We start from the raw sequence: 21,864 nt of genomic DNA on the forward strand, positions 1-21,864 counted from the left end.
GGTGCCGCCCCGGCCCAGGCCGGGGCGGCACCTCCTGAAACTGCCGCATTGGAGCTGTCATGACGACCGCCATCGAGCTCGGTCTGATCTACGCCATCATGGCCCTGGGGGTCTACCTGACCTTCCGCATCCTCGACTTCCCCGACCTGACCGTGGACGGCTCGTTCACGACCGGCGCCGCCGTCGCCGCGATCTCGATCACCAACGGGATCAACCCCATCATGGCGATCCTCATGGCCTTCGTGGCCGGGTTGATCGCCGGCGTCATCACCGGCCTGCTCAACACCAAGGGCCGCATCAACGGCCTGCTGGCCGGAATCCTGACCCAGATCGGCCTGTACTCGATCAACCTGCGCATCATGGGCAAGGCCAACGTCCCCCTGCTCGGGGAGGACACGGCCATCACCCCGCTGCGGGAGGCCGGTGTCCTCGGCGGCCCGGTCGGCATCGCCGCCTTCACCCTGCTGGCCGTGGTGCTGGCCCTGGTGCTGGTGTGGTTCCTGCACACGGACACGGGACTGGCCATGCAGGCCACGGGTGACAACGAGAAGATGATCCGCTCCTTCGGGGTGAACACGGACAACCAGAAGATCCTCGGGCTCGCCCTGTCCAACGGCCTCGTGGGCATGTGCGGTGCCGTGATCGCCCAGTACCAGGGCTTCGCCGACATCGGCATGGGCATCGGCCTCATCCTGGCCGGACTGGCCTCGGTCATCATCGGCCAGGCCATCTTCGGGCAGCGCACCATCCTGATCGCGGCGCTGGCCGTGGTGGTCGGCTCCGTGCTCTACCGCGTGGTCATCCAGCTGTCCCTCGAGGTCGGCCTGAACCCGAACGACATGAAGCTGGTCTCGGCCATCCTGGTGATCCTGGCCCTGATCGTGCCGCAGTTGCCGTTCTTCAAGCGCCGGCGCAAGACCCGGGCCCGCAAGGGCGAACCCGATGCCGTGCTGGAGACCCCGGGTGCTCCCGCGCTCGCCACCGGTGCCCCGGGCACGGGCTCCTTCACGGGTGCCGCCACGACGACGACCGAACAGGGAGATCGCTGATGCTGACCATTTCCTCCGTCTCCAAGACCTTCTTCGCCGGTACCGTCAATGAGCGTCGCGCGCTGCGCAGCGTGGACCTGCACCTGGCCGAGGGCGACTTCGTGACCGTGATCGGCTCCAACGGGGCCGGCAAGTCCACCGTGCTGAACATCGTCTCCGGGGACCTGTTCCCGGACGAGGGGACGGTGACCATCGACGGCCGGGACGTCACGAAGCTGCAGGACCACCAGCGCGCCGCCTTCGTCGGCCGGGTGTTCCAGGATCCGATGGCCGGCACCGCGCCGCACCTGACGATCGAGGAGAACATGGCCATCGCCGACCGCCGGGGCAGGCCGCGCCGGCTGGCCACGGGTGTCACCCGGTCCAAGCGCAGTCGCTTCGCGGACGAGCTCGCGACCCTGGAGCTGGGCCTGGAGAACCGGCTCAAGGCCAAGGTGGGACTGCTCTCCGGCGGCCAGCGCCAGGCCCTGAGCCTGCTGATGGCGACCTTCTCCGACCCGAAGATCCTGCTGCTCGACGAGCACACCGCCGCCCTGGACCCCCAGCGGGCCGATCTGGTCACCCGGCTGACCCGCCAGGTGGTCGAGGACAAGGGGCTGACCACGCTCATGGTCACGCACAACATGGAGCAGGCCCTGCGGGTCGGCAACCGGCTCATCATGATGCACGAGGGCCAGATCATCCTCGACCTCACCGAGGAGGAGAAGCGGGGCCGGACGGTGAAGGACCTGCTGGGCGAGTTCGAGAAGATCAAGGGTGCCACGATCGACGACAAGACCCTGCTGCAATAGGGCCCACGTCGGCGCGGGCGGTTGGCCCTCGACGGGAATTCGTGGCATGGTGACCCATCGCACCCTGCCGTCGAGGTCCCCCGGCCGTCTCGCGCCGACGGGGACGAGGAGAACATGGACTACGCCTACAAGCTCATCGCGATCGGGCTGTACTTCGCGGCCATGCTGGCCATCGGGTTCTACGCGGCCCGGAAGAACACCGACCTGGACGACTACATGCTGGCCGGACGCAGGATGCGCCCCAGCGTCGCCGCCCTGTCCGCAGGGGCCTCGGACATGTCCGGCTGGCTGCTGCTCGGCCTGCCCGGTGCGATCTACGCCGCGGGCCTCGTCGAGGCGTGGATCGCCATCGGCCTGACGGTCGGGGCCTGGCTGAACTGGCGGTTCGTGGCCCCGCGGTTGCGTGCCTACACCGAGGTGGCCCGCAACTCCATCACGATCCCCTCCTTCCTGGAGAACCGGTTCCGTGACCGCACCCGGGTGCTCCGGATCGTGGCGGGGCTCGTCATCCTGGTCTTCTTCACCTTCTACGTCTCCTCCGGCATGGCGGCCGGAGGCAAGTTCTTCGAGTCCTCGTTCGGGTCCACCTACCTCTTCGGCATGCTGCTCGTGGCCGGGATCACGGTCGTCTACACCCTCTTCGGCGGCTTCCTGGGTGCCTCGCTGACCGACGTCGTCCAGGGACTGATGATGCTGGCGGCCCTGGTCGCGGTGCCGACCGTGGCGATCATCGAGCTGGGCGGCTGGGGCGAGGTGGTGTCCTCCATCCAGGCGGCCGACGCGTCACTGGCGGAGGGCGGCAACCGGTTGTCCTTCTTCGCCAACGCCACCTGGGTGGGGATCGTCTCCGCACTGGCCTGGGGTCTGGGGTACTTCGGCCAGCCGCACATCATCGTCCGGTTCATGGCCCTGCGCTCGGCGAGGGACGCCGTGGTCGGCCGGCGGATCGGCATCGCCTGGATGGCGATCTGCGCCCTGGGGGCCGTCCTGACCGCCCTGGTCGGCATCGCCTACGTCCAGGCGAATCCCGGCGTCACCCTCGAGGACCCCGAGACGGTCTTCCTGGCCCTGTCCCAGGTCCTGTTCCACCCCTTCGTGGCCGGACTCGTGCTGGCCGCTGTGCTGGCGGCCGTGATGTCCACCATCTCCTCGCAGCTGATCGTGTGCTCCTCGGCCCTGGTGGAGGACCTCTACAAGCTCGTGGGCCGGGAGGCGAGCCCCCGGAGCGGGCTGTGGCTCGGCCGGGGAGGCGTCGTCGTCGTGTCTCTCGTGGCCCTGCTGCTGGCCCTGGATCCCGAGTCCAGCGTGCTGGAACTGGTCGCGTTCGCCTGGGCCGGTTTCGGGGCCTCGTTCGGCCCGATCGTCATCCTGTCCCTGTTCTGGAGGCGCTTCAACACCTGGGGCGCCCTGACCGCACTCGTGGTCGGTGCCGCGACCGTCTTCTGGTGGGGCAACATGCCGGACGATGCCTGGGGCGGGGCCTTCGCCCTGTACGAGATCGTTCCCGGTTTCGTGCTCGCCGCCCTCGCGGGCATCGCGGTCTCGCTGGCCACCTACCGCGGTGACCCGGAGATCGACGCCGAGTTCGACGAGGCCGTGGCCGTGTCCCGGGGTGCCGACATCACCGTGTCGCCGGCCACGGTCTAGGCGCCGGGTCAGGACACCGCGCCGCGGGACGATGTGGCGTCCCGAGCCGGCCGGGGACCGCGGTATCCGCGCAGGGCCGCGTCCTGGCGCATCCCCAGGGACAGGTACAGCTGCTGCGCGGCGGTGCGGGACTCGCGCACCGTGAGGTGGACCAGTTCCGGGGAGCCCTCGGCGAGCAGCAGCCGGACCAGGGCCGTGACCACGTGCCGGCCCACGCCGCGGCGGCGCGCCGACGGGTCGACGGCGGTGAAGTCCACGTAGGCCGAGCCGTCGTCCTGGATCCGCCCCGAGGCATAGCCGAGCAGCCGGCCGTCCGGTGCCTCCGCGACCACCGTGCGGTGGTGGGTGAGCAACTGGTCCACGGTGGCGTACGCCTCGCCGAACTCGGGTGCGTGCAACCGGGCCAGTGCGGCCCGGTCTGCCGGGACGGCCGGCCGGACCGTCACGGCCTGGAGCGGTTCGGGCGGGATCCAGCCGGCGGCCTCGTCGGCCGCCACCACCAGGGCGAGGCTCGTCTCCGTCGGTGCGAGTCCCAGTCGGTCCGCCACCACGGCCATCGCCGTGTTGGCCACGTGGCCGCACAGCTCGAACCGGCGGATGGCCGGGGGCACCTGGTCCACCGCCGCCATGACCAGGCCAGGACCGTGCGTACGCACGGCGTCCGGGGTGCCCCAGGGGCCGTGCACCCACGCCATGGAGGGCTCCTCGTCCCATTCCACGGCGACGGCGGCCAGGAGCCGCCCCCGTTCCACCACGGCCCGCACGGTCTGCAGCCACGGTTGCCCCAGGCCCTCGAGCTCGGCCTCGACGCCGGCCCGGTCCTCCCCGAGGAACGCCGTGCCCGTGGCGGGGTCCTGCTGGCAGGACACGATGAAGTCCAGGGCGGTCGTCCGGTCGGAGAAGGGCTGTGGCGTGGTCATGGGGTGCTCCCGTCGACGGAGGTGGCTCAGGTGAGGCGGTGGTCCTGGGGATGGACGGCCCGCAGCCACCGGTAGCCGTAGCCGTCCAGGCGTACCTCCACGGTGCCGTCGGCAGCGACGACGAGGTCGTCCCCGTCCAGCAGGTCCAGCAGCGGCCGGCCCGCGAGGCCGTCGGCCGTGGGGTGCTGCCCGGTCAGGTCCAGCCGGACCGACTTCGCACCGGCGGAGAGGTTGTGCAGCATCAGCGTGGACAGCGGCACCGCGCCACCGCGGCCCCCGGGATCGTGCCCGGGACCGCCCCAGGACAACCGGTGTGCCAGCACCGATTCCGTGGAGTCCGCGGGTGCTCCGGCGGCGGAGTGCTCGAGGATCTCCAGCTCCCCCCAGCCGATCTCCGGGGACCGACGGTAGGCGTGGATGAGCCGGCGGATGTGGTGGTACAGGGAGTCCGGGTCCTTCCGGGCCTGCAGGGCGTTGACGTGTTCCGGACCGTAGGCCCCGGTCACGGGGCGGGCGGCCAGCCGCGAGGGGGCCGCCGTGGAGAAGCCGCCGTTGCGGCCGGGATCCCATTGCATCGGCGTCCGGACGGACAACCGTCCCGGGGCGTCAAGGTCCTCGCCCATACCGAGTTCCTCGCCGTAGAAGAGCACGGGCGAGCCCGGCAGGGAGAACAGCAGGGAGTAGGCCAGGCGCAGCCGGCGTGGATCGCCCTCCAGCATCGGCGGCAGGCGCCGCCTCAGGCCACGGCCGTAGACCTGCATCGCCGGATCCGGGCCGAACGCCGCGAAGACCTCCTCCCTCTCGCTGTCACTGAGCTTGTCCAGGGTCAGCTCGTCGTGGTTGCGCAGGAACGTCGCCCACTGGTTGTCCGGGTCCAGGCGCGGCCGCCGGGTCAGGGTCCTCGCCAGCGGACGCGCGTCGGCCCGGGCCAGGGAGAGGTAGGTGTACTGCATGGAGAGGAAGTCGAACATCATGGTCAACTCGTCACCGTCCCGGCCCCCGAAGAACTCGCGCTGCGCGGCGAACGGCAGGTTGACCTCGCCGAGCAGCACCGAGTCGCCCTTCCGGCGGTGGGTGAAGGAGCGCAGGTCCCGCAGGATCTCGTGCGGATCCTCGGGCTCCCGGGCACCGTCCGTGGGAGAGGCCTCCAGGAAGTAGGGGACGGCATCGATCCGGAACCCGTCGACGCCGAGCTCGAGCCAGAACCCCATGGCCTTGGCGAGCTCGTCCCGCACGCGGGGGTTCATGACGTTCAGGTCGGGCTGGTGCCGGTAGAACCGGTGCAGGTACCACTGCCCGGACTTCTCGTCCCGCGTCCAGATCGAGTCCTCCTGGTCCGGGAAGACCACCTCGTGGGAGGTGTCCGGCGGCGGGTCCTGCCGCCACACGTAGTAGTCGCGGTAGGGGGAGTCCTTCGACCGCAGGGCCGCGCGGAACCAGGGATGGCGGTCCGAGGTGTGGTTGACCAGGAAGTCGACGATGACCCGCATGCCCCGGTCCCGGGCGGCGCGGAGGAACTCGACCAGGTCACCGTGGTCGCCCAGCCGCGGGTGGACGCCGTAGAAGTCGGTGACGTCGTAACCGTCGTCCTGTCCGGGGGAGGGGTAGAAGGGCATCAGCCACAGGCAGGTGACCCCGAGCTCCTGGAGGTAGTCGATCCGGTCCGTCAGGCCCTCGAAGTCTCCGGTTCCGTCCCCGTCCGCGTCCATGAACGTCTCGACGTCCAGACAGTAGAAGACGGCGTTCTTCCACCACAGGTCCGAGGTCTGCGCCGACCTCATGGGTTCGCCTCCGTCGTCAGGCCGGCCAGGGCCGGCAGGACCTCACGGCCGAACGTCTCGATGAACGGACCCTGGTCCTGGGCCACGCAGTGCAGGTATACCTCGTCGAACCCGAGCCCGGCGTACTCGGCGAGCCGTTCCACGTGCCAGTGGGGATCGGCGGAGACGTCCACCGCCTGGGCCACCTCGTCCAGTCCGGCCCCGGCCGAGGCCGCCTCGAAGTCCTCCGTCCGGGCCAGGTCCTCCAGCTGATGACGGGGGACCGTGTTGGACCGCCACTGGTCCACGGCGATCCGTTCGGACTCGGCACGGGTCGGGGCCCAGGACAGGTGGACCTGCAGCACCGCCGGCCCGGTTCCGCCCTGCCCGCGGTAGGCCTCCAGGACCGTCCTGAGGTCGTCGAGGGGCTGGTTGACGGTGATGAGACCGTCGGCCCAGGCCGCGGAGCGCGCGGCGGTCTCCGGGCTGAGCGCGGGCGCGATGAGCGGGACCGGCGTCGGCGGCAGGTCCCAGATCCTCGCCCGGTCCACGGTGATCCGGCCCCGGTGGTCCACGGTGTCACCCCGGTGCAGGCGGCGGATCACCTCGACGCACTCCTCGAGACGCAGCTGCCGGTCCTCCTTGTCCGGCCAGGGGTCACCGGTGACGTGCTCGTTGAGGTTCTCCCCGCTGCCGGGGGCCATCCAGAACCGTCCGGGGAACATCTGCGCGAGCGTCGCGGATGCCTGGGCGAGGATCACCGGGTGGTAGCGCTGGCCGGGGGCGGTCACCACGCCCATGCGCATCCCGGTGCCGGCCAGGGCGGCGCCGAGCCAGGACCACGCGAAGCCCGAGTGCCCCTGCCGTCGGGACCAGGGGGCGAGGTGGTCCGAGCACATGGCGGCCGCGAAGCCCGCGCGCTCGGCGGCGTGCACGTCCTGGAGCAGCTGGCGCGGAGAGGCCTGCTCGTGGCTGGCGTGGAATCCGAAGACGGTCACGGTCCCGTGGCCTCCCTCAGGGGTCGTCGGGCGTTCGGGGCACTGCGGTCACGGTTCATCCTCGCGGCTTGCCGCGGGACAGTACAGCCCCGGGCGTCCTGCCGACCCGGGCCCGGCGCCCGGGTGCGGACCCGGCACGGCTCCGGTCACGGGTGGCGAGCCGGCCGGGGCACGGCCCAGGTCCTGGTGCCGGCCCGTGGGGAGTATCACTCGATACCCGTAGTATCGGGTAATGAACTCGACGCTCTCGCTCTACCGGCGCCTCTCCGCCCTGCCGGGCGGCCGACGGCTGTTCACCGCCGCGTTCTGCCGCCGTGCTCCGTACTTCGCCTCGGCGCACCTCGGCGTGCAGGCCATGGCGACGCACTACGGGGAGGTGACGGTGCCGTTGCGGCGCTCGACGCAGAACCACCTCGGCACTGTCCATGCGATCGCGGTCTGCAACGGCCTGGAGGCGGCGATGGGCCTGCTCGCCGAGGCCACCGTGCCTCCCGGGATGCGGTGGCTGCCGAAGGGCATGGAGGTGGAGTACCTGGCCGCGGCGGACTCGGAGGTGACGTGCGTCGCCGAGAGCACCACGGCGGACTGGGACGGGGCGCCGGACGTGCCCGTGGCGGTGACGGCCACGAGGGAGGACGGGACCGTGGTGGTGCGGGGGATCATCCGGCTGTGGGTCACCCCGGTGCCGGGGGGATCGTCGGCGCGGAAACGCGCTGGACGATGAGGAGGAAGAGGGTGCCCCCGGCAGGATTCGAACCTGCGGCCTTCTGCTCCGGAGGCAGACGCTCTATCCCCTGAGCTACGGAGGCGGGGGTCTCGCGGCCGGTGGGGCCGAGCGGGACTTCACAACCCTATCGCATCCGGGGCCGACAGAAGAAATCGCACCCGGTCGGGCCCCGTGCGCCCCGTCAGGTCACGCGGCCGGCCGGTTTCGCGGCGGCTGCCTGCGCGACATTAGACTGTCCCGGGTGACCCCCGAAGACCTTTCCACAGCCCTGGCCGCCTGCCTGCAGGACGCCGTCGACTCCGGCGAGATCGCCGTCGAGATCCCGGCGCAGGTGAAGGTCGAGCGACCGAAGAACCGCGAGCACGGGGACTGGGCCACGAACGTCGCCATGCAGCTGGGCAAGAAGGCGGGCATGGCCCCCCGTGACCTCGCGGCCCTGCTCGTCCGGCGCCTGGAGCAGGTGCCCGGTGTCGCCGGCGTGGACATCGCCGGACCGGGTTTCCTGAACATCACGCTGGACGCCGCCGCCGCCGGTGAGCTGGCCCGGACCATCGTCGAGGCCGGTGCCGACTACGGCAGGAACTCGGCCCTGACCGGCCACGTGGTCAACATGGAGTTCGTCTCGGCGAACCCGACCGGGCCGCTGCACATCGGCCACACCCGCTGGGCTGCCCTGGGCGATGCCATCGCCCGGTTGCTGCACGCCTCGGGGGCGGAGCTGACCGCCGAGTACTACATCAACGACGCCGGCAACCAGATGAACGTGTTCGCCCAGTCGGTCTACAACCGGCTGCACGGCCTGCCGGTCCCGGAGGGCGGCTACCCGGGGGAGTACATCCAGGACCTCGCCCACCAGGTCCTGTCCGAGCACCCGGACATCCGGACGGTGAACGAGCAGGCGGCGCTGCCCATCATCCGCGAGTCCGCCTACCGGCACCAGATGCAGGACATCCGCACCACCCTGGCCGACTTCGGCGTGCACTTCGACGTCTGGTTCTCCGAGAAGCAGCTGCACGAGTCCGGGGCGATCGAGAACGCGGTGGCCCGGTTGCGCGAGCTCGGCCACATCGAGGACCGTGACGGCGCCGTCTGGCTGCGCACCACCGACTTCGGCGACGACAAGGACCGCGTGCTCATCCGGGCCAACGGCGAGCCGACCTACTTCGCCGCCGACGCCGCCTACTACCTCTCCAAGAAGGACCGCGGCTTCACCGAGAAGATCTACCTGCTCGGCGCCGACCACCACGGTTACGTGGGCCGGCTCAAGGCCATCGCCGCGTGCGCCGGGGACGATCCGGACCGCAACATCGAGGTGCTGATCGGCCAGCTGATCTCCGTCAACGGGGCCAAGCTGTCCAAGCGTGCCGGCAACATCATCGAGCTCAAGGACCTGGTGTCCTGGCTCGGCGCCGACGCCCTGCGCTATTCGCTGGCCCGGTACCCCGCGGACTCGCCGATCACCATCGACCCGGAGATCCTCACCTCCCGGACCAACGACAATCCGGTGTTCTACGTCCAGTACGCTCACGCCCGGACCCGGGGGGCGGCGCGCACGGCCGAGGCGGCCGGCGTCGACCGCTCCGCCTTCGACGCGTCCCTGCTGACCCACGCCACCGAGTCGGACCTGCTGGCCCGGCTCGGCGAGTTCCCCTCGGTGGTCGCCCAGGCCGCCGAATTCCGCGAGCCCCACCGGGTGGCCCGCCACCTGGAGGTCATCGCCGGGGCCTACCACTCCTGGTACGGTGCCTGCCGTATCGTCCCGGTGACCTCCCGGGAGGGCACGCCCGGGGAGATCACGGACCTGAACCGCACCCGGTTGTGGCTGAACGAGGCCACCTCCCAGGTGCTCGCCAACGGACTGGGACTGCTGGGCGTCAGCGCCCCGGAGAGGATGTGAGGACGCCGATGCCGACCCCGACCGATCACGCGAACCCGGCCGCCGGGCCCTCGCCGCTGGCCCCGGACTGGCTGGAGTACCCCCGGGACCCCAACGCCCTGGTCCCCAAGCTCTGGGCGGCCGGGGTGTCCCGCGACGACGACGGCGAGATCGCCGTGCAGGGCATTCCCGTCTCCCGGCTCGCCGCGGAGTTCGGCACCCCGTTGCTGGTCCTGGACGAGGAGGACTTCCGGGCCCGGGCACGGGCGTTCCGCGACGCCTTCGACGCGGCGTTCGCGGAGCTCTGCGGGGGAGTGGACGTGTACTACGCCGGCAAGTCCTTCCTGTGCACCGCGGCCGCCCGGTGGGTCGCCGAGGAGGGGCTGCGCCTGGACACCGCCTCCGGCGGTGAGCTGGCCATCGCGCTGCGCGCCGGGGTGGACCCGGCCCACATCGGCCTGCACGGCAACAACAAGTCCGATGCGGAACTGCGCCGTGCCCTGGACGCCGGTGTCGGGCGGATCGTCGTGGACTCCCTGGACGAGCTCGACCGGCTGGCCGCCCTGGCCGCCGAGGCCGGGGTGAGGGCACCGGTGATGCTCCGGCTCACCCCGGGCGTGCACGCCCACACCCACGAGTTCATCGCCACCGCGCACGAGGACCAGAAGTTCGGCCTGTCGATGGCCGCCCCGGACGCCGGGCAGGGCAGCGGCACGGCCGGTTCGCCGGCCGCGGCCGCCGTGGCCCAGGCCCTGGCGGCCGAGTCCATCGACCTGCTGGGCCTGCACTGCCACATCGGCTCCCAGATCTTCGAGGCCGAGGGCTTCGGGGTGGCGGCGGAGAAGCTGCTGGGCTTCCTGGCCGAGATCCGGGACACCCACGGCGTGGAACTGGCCGAGCTGGACCTCGGGGGCGGGCACGGCATCGCCTACACCGCGGCGGACGATCCGCGCACGCCCGAGGACATCGCCACCACCCTGGCCTCCGCCGTCCGGGCGGCCACCGAGCGCCTGGGGCTGGCCTGTCCGCGGATCTCGATCGAGCCGGGCCGGGCCATCTCCGGACCCTCCACGTTCACCCTGTACGAGGCCGGCGTGCGCAAGACCGTGTCCGTGGACGCCCCGGACGCGGCGGGGGGCGCCGGTGGGAGGACCCACCCCCGCCGGTACGTGTCCGTGGACGGCGGGATGAGCGACAACGCCCGCCCGGTGCTGTACGACTCGGACTACTCCGTGGCGCTGGCCTCGCGCACCTCGACCGAGCCCGCGGTGCTCTCCCGCGTGGTCGGCAAGCACTGCGAGTCCGGGGACATCGTGGTCCGGGACGCCTACCTGCCCGACGACGTCGCGCGCGGTGACCTGCTCGCGGTGCCCGCCACGGGTGCGTACTGCCACTCGCTGTCCAGCAACTACAACCAGCTCACGCGTCCGGCCATCGTGGCCGTCCGGGACGGGCAGGCCCGTGTCATCATCCGGCGGGAGACCGAAGAGGACCTCTTCGCCCGCGAGACCGGCCTCTGACGCCCCCGCCCCCGGACACCCCAGCACTTCATCCCAGACCCAACGGAGGACCATGACCGACACGATCCCGCCCCTGAAGATCGCGCTGCTCGGCGCCGGCACCGTCGGCTCCCAGGTGGCCCGCATCCTCACCGAGGACGCCCGGATGCTCGCGGCCCGCGTGGGCGCCGAGCTCGAACTGGTCGGGGTGTTCGTCCGCAACCCCGAGGGAGCGCGTGACTACCAGCTGCCCCGCGAGCTCTACACCTCGGACGCCGAGTCCCTCGTGGACTCCGCGGACATCGTCATCGAGCTGCTGGGCGGGATCGAACCGGCCAAGACACTCATCGAGCGGGCCATCGCCAACGGCTCGGCCGTGATCACCGGGAACAAGGCGCTGCTGGCCCAGAGCGGCAGCCAGCTGTTCGCCGCGGCCGCCAAGGCCGGCACGCAGTTGTCCTTCGAGGCCTCGGTGGGCGGGGCCATCCCGATCCTGCGGCCGCTGCGCGACTCCCTCTCCGGGGACCGCGTCAACCGGGTCATGGGCATCGTCAACGGCACCACGAACTACATCCTCGACCAGATGGACACCACCGGGGCGTCCTTCGACGACGCCCTGGCCGAGGCCCAGCGGCTCGGGTACGCGGAGGCCGACCCGACGGCCGACGTCGAGGGCCTGGACGCCGCGGCCAAGGCCGCGATCCTGGCCAACCTGGCCTTCCACGCGTCGTTCTCCATGGACAAGGTCCACGCCGAGGGCATCACCCGGATCACCGCCGCGGACAACGAGGCCGCCGCCGAGGCCGGATACGTCATCAAGCTGCTCGCGATCGCCGAGCGCATCCGGTCCGAGGCCGGCGTCGACGGCGCCGTGCTGCGGGTGCATCCGACCCTGTTGCCGCGCGAGCACCCCCTGGCCGCCGTGCGCGGTGCCTACAACGCCGTGTTCGTGGAGGCCGACAACGCCGGTGAACTCATGTTCTACGGCCCCGGCGCCGGGGGTGCCCCCACGGCCAGCGCGGTCATGGGGGACACCGTGTCCATCGCCCGCCGACTGGTCCGCGGCGGGCCCGGCCGCACGCGCACGCCGAAGAGGGCCCTGGCGGCACTGGACGTCGGAGAGGCCACCACGAGCTACATGATCGTGCTGCGCGTGGCCGACCGGCCCGGCGTGCTGGCCGCCATCGCCACGGTCGTGGCCGAGCACGGCGTGTCGATCGAGGCGATGCGGCAGGTGCCGCTGCCCGAGGACAGCGCCGTCTACGAGGTGCACGCCGCCGAGGGCGTGCCCGGCTCCCCGGGAGCGGAGGGGCCGGCCGAGTCCCTGCTGCGGATCACCACCCACCGCGCCCGGGAACGGGCCCTGGCCTCCACCGTCACCGCCATCAAGGAGCTGGACGCAGTGACCGACGTGGTCTCCGTCCTGCGCGTCGAAGGGAACTGAACACCAGTGGCACACCAATGGCGCGGAGTGATCCGCGAGTACGCAGACCGGCTGCCCGTCAGCGAGTCCACCCGGGTGGTGACCCTGGGCGAGGGCGGTACCCCGCTGATCGAGGCACCGGCCCTGTCCCGGCTCGTCGAGGGCGAGGTCTGGGTCAAGTTCGAGGGCATGAACCCCACGGGCTCCTTCAAGGACCGCGGCATGACCATGGCCATCACGGCCGCCGTGGAGCAGGGGGCGAAGGCCGTCGTCTGCGCCTCCACCGGAAACACCTCCGCCTCGGCCGCCGCCTACGCCACCCAGGCGGGACTGACCTGCGCGGTGCTGGTGCCGGAGGGCAAGATCGCCATGGGCAAGCTGTCCCAGGCGATCGCCCACGGGGCCACGCTGCTGCAGGTGGACGGGAACTTCGACAATTGCCTCGACGTGGCCCGCAAGCTCTCCGAGAACTACCCGGTGTTCCTGGTCAACTCCGTGAACCCCAACCGCATCGAGGGCCAGAAGACCGGTGCCTTCGAGGTGGTGGACGCCCTCGGCGACGCCCCGGACTACCACCTGCTGCCCGTGGGCAACGCGGGGAACATCACCGCCTACTGGAAGGGGTACCGCGAGTACTCCCAGCCGTACACCAACCCGCACCCCGGCGCCGCAGCCGGTGAGCTGCCGGCCGTGTCCACCAGGACGCCCGTGATGTGGGGCTTCCAGGCCGCCGGCGCCGCACCCATCGTGCTGGGCCACCCGGTCACGGATCCGGACACGCTGGCCACGGCCATCCGGATCGGCAACCCGGCCTCCTGGGAGCAGGCAGAGGCCGCCCGGGACGAGTCCGGGGGACTGATCGACTCCGTGACCGACGAGGAGATCCTCGCCGCCCACCGCTGGTTGTCCGCCAAGGAGGGCGTCTTCGTGGAGCCCGCCTCGGCCGCCGGGGTGGCCGGGCTGATCAAGCACCACGGGCTCGGCAACGTGCCCACCGGCAAGCGCTGGGTCATCACCGTCACCGGTCACGGGCTGAAGGACCCCCAGTGGGCCCTGCGCAACGCCGACGGCTCGGACGTGGAGCCCCAGCGGGTGCCCTTCGACGTCGTGGCGGTGGCCGAGGCGCTGGGGCTGTCGTGATGCCCGCCGCCGAGCCCCGGACCACGCCGCCGGCCACCGGGTCCCCGGCACTGCGGACCGTGCCCGTCGGGATCACGGTCCGCGTCTCCGTCCCGGCGACGTCGGCGAACCTCGGGCCGGGCTTCGACTCGATGGGCCTGGCCCTGGACCTGCGCGACGAGGTCGTCATCACCACCGTGGCCGAGGGGTTCTCCGCCGTGGTGGAGGGAGAGGGCTCCGGCTCCGTGCCCACGGACGGCACCCACCTGGTGATCGCCACCCTGCGCGAGTACCTCGCCGAGCGCGGCTGGGAGGTCCCGGGGATCGAGCTGACCGCCACCAACCGGATCCCGCACGGGCGGGGACTGGGGTCCTCCGCGGCCGCCCACGCCACCGCGGTGCTGGCCGCGGACGCCCTGCTGCCCGAGTCCGAGCGCGCCTCGGCGGAGGGGCTGCTGGACGCCTCGGCGGGCCTGGAGGGTCACCCGGACAACGTCGCCCCGGCGCTGACCGGCGGTTTCGCGGTCTCCTGGGGTGAGGTCGGGGGCTACCGGTCCGTGCGGATGGCCGTCCATCCGGACGTGGTGCCCGTGGTCGCGATCCCCGAGGAGCCGCTGAGCACGGAGACGGCCCGCGGACTGCTGCCGCCGCAGGTCCCGCACCACGTGGCCGCGGCGAACGCGGGCCGGGCCGCCCTGCTGGTCCACGCCCTGACCACCGACCCGTCCCGGTTGCTCCCGGCCACCCAGGACTGGCTGCACCAGGACTACCGCGAGCCGGCCATGCCCGAGTCCGTCGGGCTGGTCCGTGCGCTGCGCGCCGAGGGCCTGGCCGCCGTCGTGTCCGGTGCCGGGCCGACGGTGATGGTGCTGGCCCCCGACCAGGACAGCGCCGAACGGGCCCGCGGGACCATGGAGTCCGCCCTCAGCGGATCGGCGCAGGGGTGGCGGGTGCGCATTCTCCCGGTGGACGTGGCGGGTGCTAAGGTGGAGTCACACCGCACAGGCCATCCCCCCCGGGGCTGAAGCCGGCCGGACCCCGTTTCTACGTGGAGCCGGCGGACGGTGTGGATCCAGGCACCGAGCGGACCGAAGGCGGTCCTGCTGGCCCCCGGCCTGTCACGGCACCCTGGATCGCCCCTCCCGGACCGTCTGCGGTCCGGTCGGCGCCATCCGGCGCCACGTCCATCGGCCGTCATTCCGGCCGGCGGACTCGAATCCCGGTCTTCAGCCCCTGGTTCTCCAGTGTTCACGGGGCGGCCGGAGCACACGTAGCGGGATCCCTCCAGTCGGATCCCGCCTGACGAGGGAGAAGGAACCTTCGTGACCGAAACCACTGAACTGCCCACGGCATCCGAGGGCAATTCCCCCCAGGCCCCCACCGGTGGCGGCCTGGCCGGCCTCAAGCTCGCACAGTTGCAGGCCCTGGCCTCCCAGCTCGGCATCACCGGGGGCTCCCGGATGCGCAAGTCCGACCTCGTGGCCGCCATCTCCAGCCACCAGCGCGGCGGCGCCGTGGCCGACCGCAAGCCCGAGCACAAGGATGCCGCCGACAAGGCCACCGCGGGCGACGGCGCCACCGGGACCGCCTCCGGCCGCAGCACCCGGGGCCGGGGTGCCGCCAAGCAGGCCGACGCTCCGTCCGTGACGAGCGCTGACGCCGCCGTGGCCGACACGTCCGCCCCCGCACAGCAGGAGGCCGGTCCGCAGTCCGCCGGCGAGAAGTCCGACGAGTCCGGCCAGGGCGCCGGCCGCCCGGCCCGCCGTTCGCGCTCCCGCCGCGCCGAGTCCCCGGCAGGTTCCTCGGCGGAGGCACCGGCCGAGGCCGCTCCGGCCGCGGGCCCGGACACCGACGGTGCAGCGGACCAGCAGCAGTCCGGCGGTTCCGGCCGCGGCACCCGCCAGCAGGACGCCCGCGAGGGCGGCCAGGACCAGCAGTCCGGCCGCGGTTCGCGCAACCGCTCCGAGAACCGTGACCAGCGCGGGGAGTCCCGGGACGGCGACCAGGACCAGCAGTCCGGCCGCGGCTCCCGCAACCAGGGCGAGGGCCGCGACGGTGGCCAGGACCAGCAGTCCGGCCGCGGTGCGCGCAACCGCTCCGAGAACCGTGACCAGCGCGGGGAGTCCCGGGACGGCGGCCAGGACCAGCAGTCCGGCGGGGGACGCGGCCGCAACGACAACCGCAACGACCGCGACGACGACCCCAACAGCCGCCGCAATCGCCGCAACCGCAACCGCAACGACCGCAACCGCAACCGTCGCGGGCGCAGCGGCCCGGAGGTCGACGACACCGAGGTGACCGAGGACGACGTGCTGCTGCCCGTCGCCGGCATCCTGGACGTGCTGGACAACTACGCCTTCGTGCGCACCTCCGGTTACCTGCCGGGGTCGAACGACGTCTACGTCTCGCTGTCCATGGTCAAGAAGTACGGGCTGCGCAAGGGCGACGCCGTCACCGGTGCCATCCGCGCGCCCCGCGACGGGGAGAGCCAGGGCGGCGGCGGCAGCAACCGCCAGAAGTTCAACGCCCTGGTGAAGCTGACCTCGGTCAACGGCCAGCCCGCCGAGGACACCCCGAAGCGCGTCGAGTTCAACAAGCTGGTGCCCCTGTACCCGCAGGAGCGCCTGCGCCTGGAGACCGACCCCAAGCTGATCGGCCCGCGCGTCATCGACCTCGTGGCCCCGATCGGCAAGGGCCAGCGTGGCCTGATCGTCTCGCCGCCCAAGGCCGGCAAGACGATGATCCTGCAGTCGATCGCCAACGCCATCACCACCAACAACCCCGAGGTGCACCTGATGATGGTGCTGGTGGACGAGCGGCCCGAGGAAGTGACCGACATGCAGCGTTCGGTCAAGGGCGAGGTCATCGCCTCGACCTTCGACCGCCCGGCGGACGACCACACGACCGTGGCCGAGCTGGCGATCGAGCGGGCCAAGCGGCTGGTGGAGATGGGCCGCGACGTCGTCGTGCTGCTCGACTCCATGACCCGACTGGGCCGTGCCTACAACCTGGCCGCCCCCGCCTCCGGACGCATCCTCTCCGGTGGTGTGGACTCCTCGGCCCTGTACCCGCCGAAGCGCTTCTTCGGCGCCGCCCGCAACATCGAGAACGGCGGGTCGCTGACCATCCTGGCGACCGCCCTCGTGGAGACCGGGTCCAAGATGGACGAGGTCATCTTCGAGGAGTTCAAGGGCACCGGCAACATGGAGCTGCGCCTGTCCCGCCAGCTGGCGGACAAGCGGATCTTCCCGGCCGTGGACGTCAACGCCTCCGGCACGCGCCGCGAGGAGAACCTGCTCTCCGGCGAGGAGATCAAGATCATGTGGAAGCTGCGCCGGGTGCTGTCCGGCCTGGACACGCAGCAGGCACTGGAGATCCTGACCAACAAGATCAAGGACACCCAGTCCAACGCCGAGTTCCTCATGCTGGTCTCCAAGACCACGCTGGGGCCCAAGGGCGAGAAGTAGCATCGACGCCGGCCCCCGGCCCGCCGCACGGACGCGGCGGGCCGGGGGCTGAGTCGTTCCCACCGACCCCCACCACCGATCCCCGCTGACGGCCACCGCCCCGGGTGGCCACTGACTGAAGGAACCACCATGTTCGAGTCCGTGCAGGAGCTGCTGGACGAGCACCGTGAACTCACCGAGCGGCTCGCCGACCCGGCCGTCCACCAGGACCAGGCCCTGTCCCGCAGGCTCGGACGCCGTTACGCGGAGCTCAACGGGATCGTCTCCGCCCACCGGGCCTGGCGACAGGCCGCCGAGGACCTGGCGGACGCGACGGAACTGGGACAGGACGACCCGGACTTCGCGGCCGAGGTGCCGGCCCTGCAGGATGCCGCGGACCAGGCCGCGGAGCGACTGCGCCGGCTGCTCATCCCGCGCGACCCCTCGGACGCGCGCGACGCCATCCTGGAGATCAAGGGGGGTGAGGGCGGTGAGGAGGCCGCCCTGTTCGCCGCGGACCTGCTGCGCATGTACGTGCGCTTCGCCGAGTCCAGGGGCTGGAAGACGGAGATCCTCTCGTCCACCGAGTCCGACCTGGGCGGGTACAAGGACGTCCAGGTGGCCGTCAAGGGTTCCTCCACGGACCCGGCGGAGGGAGTCTACGCCCACCTGAAGTTCGAGGGCGGGGTGCACCGCGTGCAGCGGGTGCCCGTGACCGAGTCGCAGGGCCGGATCCACACCTCGGCCGCCGGCGTGCTGGTGTTCCCGGAGGTCGATGAGCCGGAGGAGGTCCAGATCGGGGCGAACGACCTGAAGATCGACGTGTTCCGGTCATCGGGCCCCGGTGGCCAGTCCGTCAACACCACGGACTCCGCCGTGCGCATCACGCACCTGCCGACCGGGATCGTGGTGTCCATGCAGAACGAGAAGTCCCAGATCCAGAACCGCGAGGCCGGCATGCGGGTGCTGCGCTCGAGGCTGCTGGCCCACCAGCAGGAACAGCTCGACGCCGAGAACGCGGCCACGCGGGCCTCGCAGGTACGCACCATGGACCGGTCCGAGCGGATCCGGACCTACAACTACCCGGAGAACCGGATCGCCGATCACCGGACCGGGTACAAGGCCTACAACCTCGACGCCGTCCTGGACGGGGACCTGGGCCCGGTCCTGCAGTCCTGCATCGACCTGGACGAGCAGCACCGGCTGGAGTCGCTGGGCCAGCACTCCGGGCGGGACCAGTCCGGCCGGGGGAAGTAGGGGAACGCCCATGGCAGACGCGATGACCACGCCACGCACCATCCCCTCACGGCCTCGCCCGACGCCGGCCGGCACCGGGGGTGCCCCCGGCGTCCGGTCCACGGGAGCACCGCAGGAGCGCGGACTGGCTGTCCTGCTGCGCTCCGGGACCGAGCTGCTGGCCGCTGCCGGGGTGCCGTCCCCGCGCGCCGACGCCGAGCTGTTGGCCGCCCACGTCCTGGGCGCCTCTCGCGGCGAGGTGGCCGCGTGGGCGGTGTCCGGCCGCGCCCTCACCGCGGTGCAGGCCGTGGACCTGCGCCGCCTGCTGATCTCCCGGTCCACGCGCACGCCCCTGCAGTACCTGACCGGCACCGCCCCCTTCCGGTCCGTGGACCTGCAGGTCGGCCCCGGGGTGTTCCTGCCCCGGCCGGAGACCGAGCTCGTGGCCGGCCGGGCCATCGAGGCCCTCGCCGACGCCGCGCGGGTGCGCGGGGCGGGGGATGTCATCGGCGTGGACCTGTGCACCGGTTCCGGGGCGATCGCGGCCGCGTTGGCCGCCGAGGTCCCCGGGGCCCGGTTGCACGCGGTCGAGGCCGACCCGGAGGCCGCCTGGTGGGCCGCCGCCAACCTCGGACCGCGCGGTGTCGACCTGCACCTGGGCGACGCCGCCACCGCACTGTCCGCGCTCGACGGCCGCGTCGACGTCGTGGTGTCCAACCCGCCCTACGTCCCCGACGGACGCATCCCGGAGCAGGCCGAGGCGCGTCGCGACCCCGAGCTCGCGCTCTACGGCGGGGGAGCGGACGGCATGCGGATGCCGGCCGTGATCGCCGCGACGGCGGCCCGGCTGTTGCGTCCCGGCGGCGTGCTGGTCATGGAGCACGACGACACCCAGGAGGCCGCCATGGCCCGGCTGCTCGCCTGCGACGGGCTGTTCACCGAGGTGCTCACCCACGATGACCTCAACGACCGGCCGCGGTTCACCGAGGCCGTCCGCACCGCCCGGCCGGTGCAGGGGCGGGCCACCGGGGGCGACGATGGGACAATGGCACCGTGAGCACGATGATCGACTGCACCACTGAGCCCGGACTGGACGAGGGCATCGCGGCCGCGCGGCAGGCCCTGGGCCGGCAGCAGTGCGTCGTGCTGCCGACCGACACCGTCTACGGGATCGGCGCCGACGCCTTCTCGCCCCAGGCCGTGGCCGTCCTGCTGGCCGCCAAGGGCCGCGGACGCTCGATGCCCCCGCCCGTGCTGATCGGGGCCCCCCAGGTGATGGACGGACTGGCTGTGGAGATCCCCGCGGCCGCCCGGGAGCTGGCCGAGGCCTTCTGGCCCGGTGCCCTCACCCTGATCCTCACCGCCCAGCCGTCATTGGCCTGGGACCTGGGGGAGACCCGGGGGACCGTGGCGCTGCGGGTCCCCGACGACCAGGTCGCCCGCGAGCTGCTCCAGGAGGTCGGTCCGATGGCCGTCTCCAGCGCCAACCGCACCGGCCTGCCGGCCGCGACGTCGGCCCGGGCCGCCGAGGAGATGCTCGGCGACTCCGTGGCCGTCTACCTCGACGACGGCGACCGTGACGTCTCCGCACCCTCGACCATCGTCGACTGCACGGTCTCGCCGTTCCGGGTGGTCCGCCAGGGCGCCCTGGCCTTCTCCGAGCTCGTCCGCGTCGTCCCCGACCTCGTGGGACCGGAACCGGACGCCACCGGCGACGCGGGCCGGTCCGGGCCGGCGGCACCGGGCGGACGATGAGGGCCTACCTCCTCCTGCTGGTCCTGTCCGCCCTCGTCAGCTTCGTCCTGACTCCCGCGGTCCGGGTCCTGGCGCTGAAGGGACGGGTCTACACCCCGCGCCGCCAGCGGGACGTCCACCGCCGCCCCGTGCCGAAGCTCGGCGGCGTGGCCATGTTCGCCGGCGTCCTGGCCGGCCTCGGCATCGGTGCCATGGTCCCGTTCCTGGACGGGATCTTCACCGATCCCGACCCGGTGCGCGGAGTCCTCCTGGCACTGGCCGTGGTCCTGGTCATGGGGGTGGCCGATGACCTGTGGGACCTGCACTGGACGCTCAAGCTCACCGGCCAGGTCGGTGCCGCCGCCCTGGTGGCCCTGCACGGCATCCGCGTCGAGGCCATGCCGGTGGGCTGGATCCCGGTGGGCAGCGAACCCGTCCAGATCGGGCTGACGATCTTCATCCTGGTGCTGACCATGAACGCCATCAACTTCGTGGACGGGCTGGACGGGCTGGCCGCCGGCATCGCGGTGATCGGCGGATCGGCGTTCTTCATCTACTCGTACCTGCTGACCCGGACCATCAACCAGTTCGACTACTCCAACCTGGCCACCCTGCTGATGGCACTGCTCGTCGGCTGCTGCCTGGGGTTCCTGCCGCACAACTTCAACCCGGCCCGGATCTTCATGGGAGAGGTCGGGGCGATGCTCATCGGCCTGCTCCTGGCCACGGCCGCGGTCGCCGTCACCGCCGACTTCGAGGCGATGGAGGGCTTCCGCTTCCGGAACGTGCCGGCGTACATGCCCATCCTGCTGCCGATCGCCGTGGTGGCCCTGCCGCTGATCGACCTCTCGCTGGCCGTGGTGCGGCGCACCGCGCGGGGTTCCAGCCCGTTCTCGGCCGACCGCGGCCACCTGCACCACAAGCTCGTGGACGGCGGATACACGCACCGGCAGGCGGTCCTGCTGCTCTACCTGTGGGCCTTCCTCATCGCCTACGGGGTGGTGTCGCTGAACTTCCTCGACTGGCGCATCGTGCTGCCGGTCCTGGCCGTGCTGCTGATCGGCGCCGGCTACCTGACCCTGCATCCCTGGGTCCGCCGTTCCAGAAGGGGGAGCCGATGAGGCCCGCACCGAAGACCCGACGATCCACCGGTGCGGCCCGCGCGCCCCGCCAGAACACGCACGGCTGGTGGGGGATCCTCACGGCCTGCCTGGCCGTGGGCCTCCTCACGCTCGCCGTCGCCACCCTCATCGCCTGGCCGGTGGCCGGCGCCGGGGCCGCCGGATCGCTGGGACTGGCGGGCGTGGCCGTCGTGGTCCTGTCCGCCATGACCCTGGCGCTCACCGCCTGGTCCTGGAACCGCTGGCGTGACCAGGCCATCGTCATCGCCCTGTTCGGCTTCGTGGTCAAGCTCGTCCTGATGGCGGTGCTGCTCACGGCGGTGCCCGTCCCGGCCTGGCTCCAGCCCCTCCCCGCGGGCGTGGGGGCGCTCCTGGCCATCCTCGTCTGGCAGGCCACCGAGGTGATGGTCTTCGCCCGCACCCGGCAGCAGATCTACGACGACTGAGCCGCTCCGCCGGCCCGACTTCGACACAACGTAGAAATAAATCGTCCTGAGGCCCGGAAACCGCCTCGAAAC

18 protein-coding genes and 1 tRNA gene are annotated in these 21,864 nt (G+C 71.9%); 15 read left to right on the forward strand and 4 right to left on the reverse strand.

What is annotated here, in order from left to right:
- The first annotated feature begins 59 nt into the window (after positions 1-59).
- The 3 genes from GGQ69_RS03235 to putP all read left to right on the forward strand — a co-directional run bounded on the left by GGQ69_RS03235 (position 60) and on the right by putP (position 3,487).
- Complete coding sequence (locus tag GGQ69_RS03235) at positions 60-1,049, forward strand: ABC transporter permease (protein WP_183524555.1); 990 nt, start codon at positions 60-62, stop codon at positions 1,047-1,049.
- Complete coding sequence (locus tag GGQ69_RS03240; RefSeq protein WP_183524558.1) at positions 1,049-1,840, forward strand: ABC transporter ATP-binding protein; 792 nt, start codon at positions 1,049-1,051, stop codon at positions 1,838-1,840. Before GGQ69_RS03235 ends, GGQ69_RS03240 begins: the two co-directional genes overlap by 1 nt.
- 114 nt (positions 1,841-1,954) lie before the next feature.
- Positions 1,955-3,487, forward strand: a complete 1,533-nt coding sequence (putP, locus tag GGQ69_RS03245; protein ID WP_183524561.1) for a sodium/proline symporter PutP — start codon at positions 1,955-1,957, stop codon at positions 3,485-3,487.
- A gap of 8 nt (positions 3,488-3,495) precedes the next feature.
- Here putP and GGQ69_RS03250 read toward each other — a convergent pair whose 3' ends face one another.
- The 3 genes from GGQ69_RS03250 to GGQ69_RS03260 are packed head-to-tail and all read right to left on the reverse strand — an operon-like array spanning position 3,496 to position 7,165.
- Entirely contained in the window at positions 3,496-4,407 is a 912-nt protein-coding gene (locus GGQ69_RS03250) for a GNAT family N-acetyltransferase (protein ID WP_183524564.1), read from the reverse strand.
- A 26-nt stretch (positions 4,408-4,433) separates the two neighbouring features.
- Positions 4,434-6,188: an alpha-amylase family protein gene (locus tag GGQ69_RS03255; RefSeq protein WP_183524567.1), complete on the reverse strand. Its 1,755-nt coding sequence runs from the start codon at positions 6,186-6,188 to the stop codon at positions 4,434-4,436.
- Entirely contained in the window at positions 6,185-7,165 is a 981-nt protein-coding gene (locus tag GGQ69_RS03260; protein ID WP_183524570.1) for a TIGR03885 family FMN-dependent LLM class oxidoreductase, read from the reverse strand. The genes GGQ69_RS03255 and GGQ69_RS03260 overlap by 4 nt, the downstream gene beginning before the upstream one ends.
- Positions 7,166-7,397: 232 nt before the next feature.
- On the opposite strand from GGQ69_RS03260, the gene GGQ69_RS03265 reads away from it, so the two are divergent.
- Complete coding sequence (locus GGQ69_RS03265) at positions 7,398-7,889, forward strand: hotdog fold domain-containing protein (RefSeq protein ID WP_183524573.1); 492 nt, start codon at positions 7,398-7,400, stop codon at positions 7,887-7,889.
- 12 nt (positions 7,890-7,901) lie between these two features.
- On the opposite strand, the gene GGQ69_RS03270 is transcribed toward GGQ69_RS03265, so the two are convergent.
- Positions 7,902-7,974, reverse strand: a tRNA-Arg gene (locus GGQ69_RS03270).
- Positions 7,975-8,133: 159 nt separating this feature from the next.
- On the opposite strand from GGQ69_RS03270, the gene argS reads away from it, so the two are divergent.
- The 11 genes from argS (at position 8,134) to GGQ69_RS03325 (ending at position 21,792) form a co-directional block, all read left to right on the forward strand.
- Positions 8,134-9,789 carry an arginine--tRNA ligase gene (gene argS, locus GGQ69_RS03275; RefSeq protein ID WP_183524576.1) on the forward strand — a complete coding sequence of 552 codons (1,656 nt, stop codon included), beginning with the start codon at positions 8,134-8,136 and terminating at the stop codon, positions 9,787-9,789.
- Between the two features lie 8 nt (positions 9,790-9,797).
- Positions 9,798-11,288, forward strand: a complete 1,491-nt coding sequence (gene lysA / locus GGQ69_RS03280) for a diaminopimelate decarboxylase (protein ID WP_183524579.1) — start codon at positions 9,798-9,800, stop codon at positions 11,286-11,288.
- A 52-nt stretch (positions 11,289-11,340) separates the two neighbouring features.
- Positions 11,341-12,711 (forward strand): homoserine dehydrogenase, encoded by a 1,371-nt coding sequence (locus GGQ69_RS03285; RefSeq protein WP_183524581.1) that lies wholly within the window; start codon positions 11,341-11,343, stop codon positions 12,709-12,711.
- A gap of 6 nt (positions 12,712-12,717) precedes the next feature.
- Positions 12,718-13,830 (forward strand): threonine synthase, encoded by a 1,113-nt coding sequence (gene thrC, locus GGQ69_RS03290; RefSeq protein ID WP_029139160.1) that lies wholly within the window; start codon positions 12,718-12,720, stop codon positions 13,828-13,830.
- The gene (thrB, locus tag GGQ69_RS03295; protein WP_183528230.1) at positions 13,830-14,834 is read left to right on the forward strand and encodes a homoserine kinase; all 1,005 of its coding nucleotides are present in this window, start codon (positions 13,830-13,832) and stop codon (positions 14,832-14,834) included. Before thrC ends, thrB begins: the two co-directional genes overlap by 1 nt.
- A gap of 297 nt (positions 14,835-15,131) precedes the next feature.
- Entirely contained in the window at positions 15,132-17,276 is a 2,145-nt protein-coding gene (gene rho / locus GGQ69_RS03300; RefSeq protein ID WP_183524584.1) for a transcription termination factor Rho, read from the forward strand.
- Between the two features lie 129 nt (positions 17,277-17,405).
- Complete coding sequence (gene prfA, locus GGQ69_RS03305; RefSeq protein ID WP_183524587.1) at positions 17,406-18,512, forward strand: peptide chain release factor 1; 1,107 nt, start codon at positions 17,406-17,408, stop codon at positions 18,510-18,512.
- 10 nt (positions 18,513-18,522) lie between these two features.
- Positions 18,523-19,548 carry a peptide chain release factor N(5)-glutamine methyltransferase gene (gene prmC / locus GGQ69_RS03310; RefSeq protein WP_255459403.1) on the forward strand — a complete coding sequence of 342 codons (1,026 nt, stop codon included), beginning with the start codon at positions 18,523-18,525 and terminating at the stop codon, positions 19,546-19,548.
- On the forward strand, positions 19,545-20,246 hold the full coding sequence (locus GGQ69_RS03315; RefSeq protein ID WP_370577093.1) for an L-threonylcarbamoyladenylate synthase: 702 nt from the start codon (positions 19,545-19,547) through the stop codon (positions 20,244-20,246). The genes prmC and GGQ69_RS03315 overlap by 4 nt, the downstream gene beginning before the upstream one ends.
- Positions 20,243-21,346 (forward strand): MraY family glycosyltransferase, encoded by a 1,104-nt coding sequence (locus tag GGQ69_RS03320; RefSeq protein ID WP_183524590.1) that lies wholly within the window; start codon positions 20,243-20,245, stop codon positions 21,344-21,346. Before GGQ69_RS03315 ends, GGQ69_RS03320 begins: the two co-directional genes overlap by 4 nt.
- On the forward strand, positions 21,343-21,792 hold the full coding sequence (locus GGQ69_RS03325; RefSeq protein ID WP_183524593.1) for a hypothetical protein: 450 nt from the start codon (positions 21,343-21,345) through the stop codon (positions 21,790-21,792). The genes GGQ69_RS03320 and GGQ69_RS03325 overlap by 4 nt, the downstream gene beginning before the upstream one ends.
- Positions 21,793-21,864 lie beyond the last annotated feature (72 nt).

The organism is Micrococcus sp. TA1, from assembly GCF_014199555.1.
In the GTDB taxonomy this organism is placed as follows: Bacteria; Actinomycetota; Actinomycetes; order Actinomycetales; family Micrococcaceae; genus Citricoccus.